The 12,523-nt window shown below is 60.3% G+C and carries 6 protein-coding genes; all 6 read left to right on the top strand.

The features are described 5' to 3' along the window. The first annotated feature begins 78 nt into the window (after positions 1-78). The 6 genes from J8E65_RS01035 to J8E65_RS01010 all read left to right on the top strand — a co-directional run bounded on the left by J8E65_RS01035 (position 79) and on the right by J8E65_RS01010 (position 12,467). Positions 79-717, top strand: coding sequence for a DUF2459 domain-containing protein (locus J8E65_RS01035; RefSeq protein ID WP_210373547.1), 639 nt, complete (start codon positions 79-81; stop codon positions 715-717). Positions 718-855: 138 nt separating this feature from the next. Then, a complete protein-coding gene (locus J8E65_RS01030) occupies positions 856-1,113 on the top strand; it encodes a hypothetical protein (RefSeq protein ID WP_210373546.1) in 258 nt (85 codons plus the stop codon). A 429-nt stretch (positions 1,114-1,542) separates the two neighbouring features. Continuing rightward, positions 1,543-4,524, top strand: a complete 2,982-nt coding sequence (locus tag J8E65_RS01025) for a vitamin B12-dependent ribonucleotide reductase (protein WP_210373545.1) — start codon at positions 1,543-1,545, stop codon at positions 4,522-4,524. 396 nt (positions 4,525-4,920) lie between these two features. After that, positions 4,921-8,493: a helicase-related protein gene (locus J8E65_RS01020; protein WP_210373544.1), complete on the top strand. Its 3,573-nt coding sequence runs from the start codon at positions 4,921-4,923 to the stop codon at positions 8,491-8,493. A 122-nt stretch (positions 8,494-8,615) separates the two neighbouring features. Then, positions 8,616-9,458, top strand: coding sequence for a hypothetical protein (locus J8E65_RS01015; protein ID WP_210373543.1), 843 nt, complete (start codon positions 8,616-8,618; stop codon positions 9,456-9,458). Positions 9,459-9,479: 21 nt separating this feature from the next. After that, positions 9,480-12,467, top strand: coding sequence for a DUF1156 domain-containing protein (locus J8E65_RS01010; RefSeq protein ID WP_210373542.1), 2,988 nt, complete (start codon positions 9,480-9,482; stop codon positions 12,465-12,467). Positions 12,468-12,523: the final 56 nt, after the last annotated feature.

Genomic DNA, 12,523 nt, shown 5'->3' with positions numbered 1-12,523 from the left:
TGGAACCTCGCTTAAACTTGCGCGGACAAGACAGCAACCGCTGCACACCCTAAATCTCAGGCAGGGTTCCCTGAAGCCATGCATCTTTTCACGTTCCTTGGGGGATTTCTTTTGGGCCTGCTCATCGATTTGTCGGTGCAGGCGCAGCCTCGCTATCGGGTTTACCTGGTGCATCACGGCTGGCATGCGGGCATAGCCTTTTGCCAGAAGGATCTGTGGGATACCCTTTGGCCCCGGGAGGTTTTCTGCCCGGAACGCCGTTTTTTGGAAGTAGGTTGGGGAGAGGCCGGTTACTATCCCGATCCTAACCCTGGTGTTGGGGATGCACTGCGGGCTGCCCTGTGGCCTTCGCGCGCGGTGCTCCATGTGGCTGGGTTTGACGACGCGCCGGTGCAGCTTTTCCGCGAGTCGGTACGGCAGCTCGACTTGGATGCTGAAGCGTTTCGCCGTTTGGTGGCTTACGTGGCGAACTATTTCGCGCGAGACCAGACAGGCCAAGTGCAGCGGTTGCAGCCCGGCCTCTACGGCCGCGAAAGCTTTTTCTACGCAGCACGCGGACGCTATCACCTGTTCAATAATTGCAATCACTGGGTTGCACGGGCATTGCGAGCCGCTGGACTTCCTGTAGCGCCGGCACGTGCCCTAACGGTAGGCGATCTGTGGCAACAGCTTGAACCCCTGACCGAAGCCCCTACCGAAGAAACCTATTGCAAGTAGCTGCATGAACGGGAATTTTTCATAATCCTAAGAGGCTAAGCCTGTCGTGTATTCCCTGATTTGTCGTATTTTTGCCCATGGAGGGCCGGGCAGCCCGGCCAGGAGCCAAGATTCACCAAACCTGTGCATTTATCTACTATGCGTACCTTCACTTTGGAAGACACCTTACCTTTGGTCCCAGGGGCGTGGGCTTACAATGAAGAGGAAGAGGATTTTGACGACTTTGAAGAAGAAGACTTTGACGAGGAAGACTTCGAAGATTTCGAAGAAGATTTTGATGAAGAAGACTTCGAAGACTTTGAAGAAGACTTTGACGATGAGGACTTCGAGGATTTCGAAGAAGACTTCGATGATGAGTTTGAGGACTTTGAGGATGATGAAGAGGAGGAGTTTTAAAGTATAAGGCTCCTTTTGAGCCCGGCTGCCCGCTCAGCCGGAAATGCGCCCCGGCATCCGTTGCCGGGGTTTTCTTATCTTGATTTCCGTTATACAGATCCTAAAAAGCCAAACATCCAACGCTGTGGATAAGTGGATTTCTTAGACCTGTTTTGATGCATAACGGAAATTAAACATATTTATAAAGGTTAGAAATGCTTTTGTGTCAAAACTGCTGTTATTCTTGTTTTTTGGTGGAGTTGTGTGGATAAATTGTGATTAACTTCTGCTTGAATTAACGGCAGCAAGGGTCTTTATTAGAAAAGCCCGGTCTGGGAAGCAGTCTTACCCAAGCAAGGTTTCTATATCCGTTATTACAAAAGACTGCTTCTACTGCAAGGCGTGTGCGATTACAGAGCAAACCTACCCTAACCATATTTGGAGGTTGTTATGGCAAAGTCTCCCCGTCTATTGCCAGAAGCTTCGACGCTGCGTCAGGGGTTGCGTATTGCACGTGTTTTTTCTACCGAAGGGCAGCATCCTTTCGACTCGGTTGTCTGGGAGCGCCGAACTGCGGCCATTTACAACAGCAAAGGTGAAGCGGTTTTTGAGCAAAAGGACGTCGAGTTTCCATCAACGTGGAGCCAACTGGCCACCAACGTGGTGGCGTCCAAATATTTTTACGGAGATCTGGCTGTAGGTAATGGCGATCCGCGTGAAGGTAAGCGCGAGTACAGCCTAAAGCAGCTCATTCATCGCGTAACGCGTACGATCACCGACTGGGGTAGGGATCAGGGCTATTTTGCCTCGCCGGAAGATGCCGAGCGTTTCTACGATGAGCTGACGTGGCTTTGTCTGCACCAGTACGGGGCATTTAACTCTCCGGTTTGGTTCAACGTTGGGCTTTACCATCTGTATGGCGTGCGGGATACGGGGGGAAAGACCATTTGGGGATGGGATTTTAAGGCGCAGCGCGCACTGCCGGTTGATCCGTATGAGCGGCCGCAAGCTTCTGCCTGTTTCATTATTTCGGTTGAAGACTCCATCGACGATATTTGGCAGCTGATGGCCGAAAGCGCCCGCCTGTTTAAGTTTGGCTCAGGCGTGGGTGCCGACTGGTCCAAGTTGCGTTCTACCAAAGAAAAACTCTCCGGAGGGGGGCAGCCCTCGGGTCCGGTCTCGTTTATGCGGGTGCAGGATGCCACAGGCGCTACGATTAAGTCGGGAGGTAAAACGCGCCGAGCGGCCATCATGCAAACGCTCAAGGTCTGGCATCCCGATATCATGGAATTTGTGACCGCCAAGGCCAAGGAAGAAAAAAAGGCCTGGGCGCTCATTGAGCAGGGCTATGATGGTTCTTTTAATGGGGAGGCGTACAACTCGGTTGCTTTTCAGAATGTGAACCAGTCGGTGCGTGTGACGGACGAGTTCATGGAGGCGGTGCTGGCCCGCAAAAAGTATCCGTTGCGCGCCGTCACCACCGGGCAAGTGGTCGAAGAAATTGATGCCTACGAACTGCTCTACAAGGTGGCCGAAGGCACGTGGATTTGCGGCGACCCAGGCTTGCAGTATGAGGACACGATTCAAAAGTGGCACACTTGCAAAAATAGCGGGCCGATCAATTCGAGCAATCCTTGCTCCGAATACATGTTTCTCGACAACTCCGCCTGCAACCTGGCCTCGCTGAACCTGCGCAAATTCCAGCGCGAAGACGGGTCGTTCGACGTCGAGCGCTTCCGGGCAGCCGTACGGATCTTCATCACAGCCATGGAGATCCTGGTGGACAATGCGGGCTATCCCTCGGAAAAGATCGCCCAAAACAGCCACGACTACCGGCCGCTCGGCTTGGGCTTTGCTAACCTAGGGGCGATGTTGATGGCCATGGGATTGCCCTATGATAGCGACGAGGGGCGGGCTGTGGCCGGTGCCATTACGGCCATCATGCATGCCGAGGCCTATGCCCGCAGTGCGGAAATCGCGGCTATCGAACGCATTGGGCCGTTTGCGGCCTTCGAGCAAAACCGGGACTGCATGCTCGAAGTGATGCGCATGCACCAAGCAGCCGTTGAAGAGATCCACCCCAGCTGTCCAGCTTACCTGAAAGCAGCAGCGCGTGAAAGCATGGCCCGCATGGTGGCCCTGGGCGAACGCTACGGCTACCGCAATGCCCAGGCAACGGTGCTGGCCCCGACCGGTACCATCAGCTTTATGATGGATTGCGACACCACGGGCATTGAACCAGACATTGCTCTGGTGAAATACAAGCTGCTGGCCGGTAAAGGCGACGGCATGCTCAAGATCGTCAACAATACGGTCCCAATTGCACTGCGCCGCCTTGGGTACACGGAAGAGCAGATCCGAGATATCTTGGCCTATATTGAGGAAAACGACACGATCGAAGGCGCACCCCATCTTCAGGAAGCACACCTGTCGGTTTTTGACTGTGCCTTTAAGCCCTACAAAGGCCAGCGTTTTATTCACTACATGGGTCACATCAAGATGATGGCAGCTTGCCAGCCTTTTATCAGCGGCGCCATTTCCAAGACGGTCAATATGCCTGAGCACGTGACCGTCGAAGAAATTATGGATGCCTACATTCAAGGCTGGAAACTGGGGCTTAAGGCGCTGGCCATTTACCGCGAAAATTCCAAGCGCAGCCAGCCGCTTTCCACGCGCAAGGAAGACAAAAAGGCCGAGTCCAGTGGGGACGGCGTGGCTGCAAGCGAGCCGCAGGTCATCGAGAAAGTGATCTACAAGCCTGTGCGCAAGCGGCTGCCCGATGAGCGGCCTTCGCTGACGCACAAGTTCTCGGTAGCGGGTCACGAAGGCTACCTGCACATTGGGCTTTATCCAGACACCGCCATGCCGGGCGAGATCTTTATCACCATGGCTAAGCAAGGGTCGACGATTTCTGGACTAATGGACGCCTTTGCCACAGCCATCTCTATTGCCCTGCAGTACGGCGTGCCGTTGGAGGACTTGTGCAACAAGTTCAGTCACATGCGCTTTGAGCCTTCCGGCTTTACGAACAACCCGCAAATCCCGATTGCCAAGTCCATTATGGACTACATTTTCCGCTACCTTTCGCTCAAATTCTTGGGGCGCCCGCAGGAAGAAAAAAGCGAGACGCCTGGCGAAGGTGTAGCGGCCGAAGTTAAACGCAGCGGTCCGGCTCGTGACGAACGGCAACTGGAGCTGAGTTTCGAGACGCAGCCTACAGGGCCGATTACGCCGCTTGTGGGGCCCACCATTGAAGCCTTCTTAGGACTTCAGGGGCAGGCAGCTTCGGGTAGCACAAAAACAACCCCGCAAGCTAGGGTTTTTGAGCATCAGGAAGATGCGCCAGCCTGCTCGAACTGCGGTTCAATCACGGTGCGCTCAGGCGCCTGCTACGTTTGCCCGAACTGCGGCAATTCGAGCGGCTGCGGTTGATGCAGGTTCCCCTTGGACTGGGACGTAGCGCCCGGCCCGTGTGCACGGGCCGGGCGTCTTTTTAGGTAAGCACCAAGGGCGCTAAGGGCTGCTCCTGGTAGCAGTCCGCCCGTGAAAGCGTAATTCCTAAGCCAATAATGAAGCTTACGTACGAAAGCTATCTCCTTGGAGAGCGGATGCTTTTCCCTGACCTTTTAAGTCATGGCGTCTTTTAGGAACTGCGTGCTCTGGGGCTTTACGAAAGTCTCACCAGAGAGTGTTATTTGGGGAGGGGCCAATAACCGCCCATGCGGGATGGAAGATGTGCCTGTTTGTGCGGGGTGTTCAAAAAGGATCAATGGTGTACTTTAGGACCTGGTAGGACCAACCCAAGGCTTCAGGTGTCACGGTATAACAATGAAGCTCGAGGATCTTAGACCCCAGGCCATTGTGCGGGGCATCCTTCCGGACCGCGCCGTGACGGTGGTGCACGTCCAGTGGTTCGGCACCGATGCCCTGGAGCTCACCTACAAGGACCCTGGCGGGCGCGTGGGAAACATTTTGCTTTACCGGGACGATGAACCCCGCTTAGAACTTGTGGAGTACGGCCGGCCTTGGGGTTTCGATGGGGACGGGGCGCTATTCCGTCTGGTGTCCGAGGCTCAACGCATCCGGCTAGCCTACCTGTTCGATCCTCTGCTCGCGGTGCACACGTCGCTTTTGGAACCCCTCCCTCACCAAATCACTGCGGTCTACGAGAGCATGCTTCCGCGCCAGCCGCTACGCTTTTTGCTGGCGGACGACCCTGGAGCGGGCAAGACCATCATGGCTGGGCTGCTCATCAAGGAGCTCCTGGTCCGGGGCGACGTGCAGCGGTGCTTGGTGGTGTGCCCCGGGAGTCTGGTGGAGCAGTGGCAGGACGAGCTGTACCGGCGTTTCCAGCTCCCCTTCGAGATCGCCACCAACGACAAGCTGGAAGCTGCGCGGACCGGCAACTGGTTCCTGGAAAACGACCTGGTGATCATACGTCTGGACAAGGCCGCTCGAAACGAATCGGTGCAGGCGAAGCTGGCGGCTCCGGAGTGCCGGTGGGATCTGGTAGTGGTAGACGAAGCCCACAAAATGTCCGCCACGTTCTTTGGGGGAGAGGTAAAGTACACCAAGCGCTACAAACTTGGCCAACTTCTTTCCGGCCTTACCCGGCACCTCCTTTTGCTTACAGCGACACCTCATAACGGCAAGGAGGAGGACTTTCAGCTTTTCCTGGCTCTGCTGGACGGTGACCGGTTCGAGGGCCGCTTCCGGGACGGCGTGCACCAGGTGGACGTCTCGGACCTCATGCGAAGGGTGGTCAAGGAGAAGCTGGTCAAGTTCGACGGCTCGCCCCTCTTCCCGGAGCGGTTCGCCCATACTGTCCCTTATCGTCTATCGGACCTGGAGGCGTGCCTGTACAAAGAAGTCACGGAGTACGTGCGGGAGGAGTTCAACCGCGCCGACGCTCTGGGGGACGAAAAGCGCGCGGGCACTGTCGGATTCGCCCTGACCATCCTGCAGCGCCGTCTGGCTTCCTCGCCAGAGGCGATTTATCAGTCTCTCCGGCGCCGGCGGGAGCGCTTGGAGAGCCGATTACGTGAAGTGGAAGTGCTCCAGCGCGGTGGGAGAGTGGCCGTACCAGCGAACCTTGGCCCTGCGGTAGACCTAGAGGACCTTGAGGACCTCGAGGACGCTCCAGACACCGAGGTTGCCGAGAAAGAAGAAGAGGTCCTCGACCAGGCCACCGCAGCCCGTACCATCGAGGAGCTGCGGGCGGAGATCGCCACCCTCAGGCAGCTAGAGGACCTGGCACAGCGCGTACGGCAGAGCGGCGAGGACCGGAAGTGGCGGGAGCTTGCGAACCTCCTCGGCGAACTCTTCACTCCGACGGCTATCGCAGAGCGCATCGCGAAGGAAGCGCAGGCCGACGGAGCGGACCCCCCGAAGCCGGTGGCCTCGTCCCGCCAGAAGCTGGTGATCTTCACTGAGCACCGGGATACCCTCCGCTACCTGGTGGAGCGCATCTCCACCCTGCTCGGCCGGCCACGGGCTGTCGTGTCGATCCACGGCGGCATGGGTCGCGAAGAGCGCGCGAAGGCGCAGGAGGCGTTCCTGCACGATCCCGAGGTGCAGGTCCTGGTGGCCACGGACGCCGCCGGCGAGGGCATCAACCTCCAGCGGGCCCACCTGATGGTGAACTACGACCTGCCCTGGAACCCCAACCGTCTCGAGCAGCGATTCGGCCGGATCCACCGCATCGGGCAGACCGAGCCCTGCCACATGTGGAACCTCGTGGCCATCGAGACGCGGGAGGGTGACGTCTACCACACGTTGCTACGGAAGTTGGAGGAGGCACGCAAAGCCCTCGGGGGTAAAGTTTTTGACGTTTTGGGGAAGCTACAGTTCGAGGGGCGGCCGCTCCGTGATCTCCTCATCGAGGCCATCCGACATGGCGAGCAACCCGAGGTCAAGGCGAGGCTCGACCGCGCCATCGGCGAGGCGCTGGATTTGGCCCACGTGCAGAACCTGGTCGAGGAGCGCGCTCTGGCGCACGAGATCATCGACGCTGAGCGGCTGCGTCGCATCCGGGAGGATATGGAACGGGCCGAGGCCCGCCGGCTCCAGCCGCACTACATCGAGTCGTTCTTCCTTGAAGCGTTCCGGCAGTTGGGTGGTACCGTGCGCCAGCGGGAGCCTCGACGATACGAGGTGACCCATGTGCCGGCGGCGGTGCGCCAGCGCGACCGGCTCATCGGGACCCGCGAGCCTATCCTCCACCGCTATGAGCGGATCACCTTTGAGAAGGACCTCATCGCTCCGCCCGGGCAGCCCCTGGCCGCTTTCGTCTGCCCGGGCCACCCCCTTCTGGACGCGGTCATCGACCTAACCCTGGAGCGCTACCGGGACCTCCTGCGCTGCGGGACGGTGCTGGTGGACGACCGAGACCCGGGCGAGCGGCCGCGGGTGGTCTTCTACCTCGAGCACGCCATCCAGGACGCGAGCACCACGCGCACGGGCGAACGCCGTGTAATCTCGCGCCGGCTCCTGTACGTGGAGCTGGACGCTGACGGCAACGCACGCCACGCGGGCTACGCCCCTTACCTGGACTACCGGCCTCTGCGGGAGGGCGAACCTTCGCCGGAAGAGATCCTGGCCCGGCCCGAGTGCGCGTGGATCACGCGGGACCTGGAGAGCCGGGCGCAGGCGTACGCTGTGAACCGGATCGTCCCCGAGCATCTGGAGGAGGTCCGGCGGCGTCGGCTGGAGTGGATCGAGAAGACCCGGGCGGCAGTGAAGGACCGGCTCACCAAGGAGATCGCCTACTGGGACCACCGGGCTGAGGAACTACGCCTCCAGGAGCAAGCGGGCAAACCCGCTGCCCGGCTCAACTGGCAGGAAGCCCGACGTCGGGCCGACGACCTGGCTGCCCGGCTTCAGAAGCGCATGGAACAGTTGGACCTCGAGGCCCAGATCTCGGCGCTTCCGCCCGTGGTGATGGGCGGATTCGTGGTGGTGCCGGCGGGGCTGCTGGCTAAAATAAAGGGACAGGCTACGATTCCCATCTCGGTTCCAGCCGACACGCAGGCCTCGGCCGCTCGTGCACGGGCTATTGTCATGGAGATAGAACGCAATCTGGGCTATGAGCCGGTAGATAGGGAACAAGAACGACTTGGATACGACATCGAAAGCCGTGACCCCCGCACAGGCCGCCTCCGGTTTATTGAGGTAAAGGGACGAGTAGCTGGAGCCGATACCATTACCGTAACCCGCAATGAGGTTCTCACAGCCCTTAACAAGCCTGATGATTATATTCTGGCCATTGTGGAGTTCCTGGAGGGGGGCGGTCACCGAGTCCACTATGTCCGCCGCCCCTTCCGCCGAGAGCCGGACTTCGAGGTGACGAGCGTGAATTACGATTTACGAGAGTTGCTAGCGAGAGCGGAGGAGCCGAGATGACTACACGTGGAGAATTCGTGATCCTGCTCCGCTGATGCGCTGTGTTGGATGCGGCCATACAGGACCATGCTGTAAAGTACACCGGTGGCCTGTGGTAAACGGGCTGGAGAAGGAGACTACCGATGGATCGGAAAGCATTCGAACTAGGATACCTGCTAGGGCATGCGCTGTCGCGCGTGGAAGCCGAAGATATCGTAGCGGCAACGCGAGGCGTAGAAGCGGCCTTAAGGCGGATACTCGTAGTAGATGAGGTATTTCGGGCAGAACTGGAGACGATCCCGCCCGACGAGCTAAAAGAAATGCCTTTCGTGTTGTTGGAAGAAGGGGGGGTGTATTGGCTTCCGTACTACAGGAGAGCCTGGGTGGTGTTTGTAGAGTTGCCGAGAAGTGCAGAGCAGGCATACGAAGATGCGATCCGGCACGCTGCAATAATCCAGGAGACGATGGAAAAGTCGGGCCTGCATGAGGTTATCGCACACCTTGCACAGGCGACGCCCGAGGGATACGGAGCCGAGCGAGAATGGCCGCCCCCCGATATCCTCAGGTTGGCCGAGTCCCTGGGAGTGTCTATCGAGGACACGGCTGAACTTGTGGGCGGGAGGTTGTCCCCACAAGAGGCTATTGCGGAGGTGGGACAGAGAGGAAGCCGCAACGTTTTTGCACTTCTTTTGCGCATGCCTAATCCGTTCACCATATTCTCCAATAGAATCTGGCGCTTTAAACGAGAGCTGAGCCTTGAACGAGTTCGCAATTTGTGGCCGAGGAGAGAGGGCTGGGGGGCCGCACTGGGAGGGGCGATTCTGGTTGGGGCAGACATCGTTGCGGCAGTTGAAGGGGTGCTAGAAGGGCCTTCGCTGGGTGGGATAGCCGCATCCATTGCGACGGTGTACTCGGTGCCGGAGGGATGTGCACGGATCCGAAGAGGTGTGGAGAGGATGCGCGTTCAAGAGGAGCACCGCCAGTGAACGGAGACTGAAGGATCCGAAATGAGTAACGAAACTGTGCGAAAACTGATCGAGGTAGCGTTGCCGCTTCCAGAAATCAACGACGCCTCTGGGTACGACAAGATGCCGGGGATCGGGGCACACCCCAAGGGGATTCACCACTGGTGGGCGAGGTTACCGCTACCGGTGGCACGGGCCGTACTCTTTGCTTCTGTCGTGGATGACCCGAGCAGCCATCCGGAGCGATTCCCAACCGAGGAAGCTCAGGCCGCCGAGCGGGAGCGCCTTTTTGGGATCATCCGGCGGATGATGCAGAAGCAGCTCCACAAGCACCCCGAGGTCTACGCCGAGGCCCGGGCGGAGATGCTGAAGTACTGCGACGGGAAGCTGCCCCCCGTGCTGGACCCCTTTGCGGGCGGGGGCTCGATTCCGCTCGAGGCCGCGCGGCTCGGGTTCGAGGCGTACGCCGGGGACCTAAACCCGGTCGCGGTGCTCTTGAACAAGGTGTATCTCGAGATCGTCCCGCGCTGGAGCGACCACCCGCCGGTGAACCCGGAGGACCGGCGGAAGATCGGGGGGACGAGGGGCTGGCGCGGCGCCGCCGGTCTGGCGGCCGACGTCCGCTACTACGGACGGGTGATCCTGGAGCGGGCACGGGACAGGATCGGGCACTTGTACCCGCCGGTGAAGGTGACGGCCGAGATGGCGGCCGAGCACCCGCACCTCAAGCCCTACGTGGGGAAGGAGCTGCCGGTCATCGCCTGGCTCTGGGCGCGCACCGTGCCGAGCCCCAACCCCGCGGCCCGGGGCGCACACGTGCCGCTCATGACCACGTTCTGGCTGTCCAGCAAGAAGGGAAGCGAGGCCTGGCTCGAGCCGGTGGTGGACCGGGCGCGGAATGCCTGGCGCTTCCGTGTTCGCACCGGTGCACCGCGGGACCGGGAGGCGGTAAAGGCTGGCACCAAGACCGGTCGCGCCCAGTTTCGCTGTCTGCTGACCGGAGATCCCATCTCGGACGACCACATCAAGAAAGAAGGACAAGCTGGTCGGCTGGGTCAGCGCTTGGTGGCGATCGTGGCGGACACCGGCCGCGGGCGGGTTTACCTGCCAGCGGCTGACGAATATGAGGCAGTCGCCAGGCGGGCGGAGCCGGTGTGGAGGCCCGATGGCGAACTCGTGGACGATCCTCGCAATGTTTGGTGCGTGGGCTACGGCCTCAGGAAGTACGGCGACCTCTTCACCCCTCGCCAGCTCACGGCGATGGTGACGCTGTCGGACCTGGTCCGGGAGGTGCGAGAGGACGTGCGGCGGGATGCCCTGGCCGCCGGGCTCTCGGAAGCCGACGCCGACGCCTACACCGCCGCCGTCGCCACCTTCCTGGCCCTGGCCCTGGATCGGTGCGCAGACCATACCAGCTCACTATGCGCTTGGAATCCACATGACCAAGTGGTTATGCATTCCTTTGGACGCCAAGCTATACCGATGACGTGGGATTTTGCCGAGGGGAATACGCTTGCTGAAGGGCGATGTTCATGGAACGTCTGCGTCGAGCGCGTAGCGGACTGCCTTGAGACCATTGCGACACACCACTCAGGCCACGCCCGCCCCATCGACGCCGCTCGGCCGTGGGACGGGCTCCGAGACGTCCTCGTCTCCACCGACCCGCCCTACTACGACAACATCGGCTACGCGGCCTTGTCCGACTTCTTCTACGTCTGGCTTCGCCGCACGATCGGCGACCTCTACCCGGAGCTCTTCGCCACCATCCTCGTGCCCAAGGAGCCGGAGCTGGTGGCGGCGCCGGAGCGGTTCGATGGCGACAAGCGCAAGGCCAAGGAGCACTTCGAACAGGGGTTCCGCCAGGCCTTTGCCATCCTGCGGGAGAAGATGGACCCGCGGTTTCCGCTCACGGTGTACTATGCCTTTAAGCAAGATGACGTGGAGAGCGGCGCTGAGGAGGATGAGGATGAGAGCCGGCTGGAAGCCGGCGGTCCCAGGAGCCGGCAAGATGCCGGCGGTAATCCTGGGAGCGCCGCCGTCCCGGCGGCATTGGGCCGGCAAGATGTTGGCGGTCCTGAGGTGGACCGGCTGGAAGCCGACGCTCCCGGGGGCGCTCCCAGGATCGACCGTACCACTGGTTGGGAGACCATGCTTGAAGCGTTGATTGGCACCGGCTTCCAGATCACCGCCACCTGGCCGGTCCGGTCGGCGCAGAAGTGGCGGATGAACGCGATGGAAGCCAACGCGCTCGCCTCCTACATCGTCATCGCTTGCCGCCGTCGTCCCGAGGACGCCCCGCAGACGGACCGGCGGTCGTTCGTGACCGAACTAAAGCGGGAGCTGCCAGCGGCGCTGCGCTGGCTCCAGCAGGGCAACATCGCCCCGGTGGACTTCGCCCAGGCGGCCATCGGTCCCGGCATGGCCATTTACTCGAAATACAGCCGGGTGCTGGAGGCGAGCGGCCGGCCCATGAGCGTCCGCACCGCCCTGGGTCTCATCAACCAGGTCCTCACCGAGGTGCTCTCGGAGCAAGAAGATGAATTCGACAACGACACCCGCTGGGCCATCGCCTGGTTCGAGCAGCACGGCTTCGACGAAGGGGAGTTCGGCCAGGCGGAACTCCTCTCCAAAGCCAAAGTGACCTCGGTGAGCGGCCTGGTCGAGGCGGGTATCGTGGTCACGAAAGGGGGCAAAGTCCGGCTCCTGCGCCCGGAGGAACTGAGGAACGACTGGGACCCCGAGCGGGACCGCCGCTTCACGGTCTGGGAGGCGACCCACCACCTGCTCCGGGTCTACTACCACGAGAAGGCCGGGGACGAGGCCACGGCCGCCCTGCTGCGGAAGCTGGGTTCCCGGGGAGACCTAGCGCGGGAGCTGGCGTACCGGCTGTACAATGTCTGCGAAAAAAAGAAATGGTCACAGGAAGGCCAGGGCTACAACGCCCTGGTCCTAGGTTGGCCAGAGCTGGTCCGTCTCGCACGGGAACAAGGTCCCACTACTGCCTCCCTGTTCGAAAACGGGGGGGCATGAGAAAGTGCGGGCTAGAGGCTGTCTTTAATGAAAGATACTAGCAAGGAAAGGTCCCG

Origin of the sequence: Rhodothermus bifroesti (assembly GCF_017908595.1) — a bacterium.
GTDB classification, from domain to species: domain Bacteria; phylum Bacteroidota; class Rhodothermia; order Rhodothermales; family Rhodothermaceae; genus Rhodothermus; species Rhodothermus bifroesti.
Note: the sequence above shows the minus strand (reverse complement) of the source record. Positions and strands in the feature narration are given on the sequence as shown.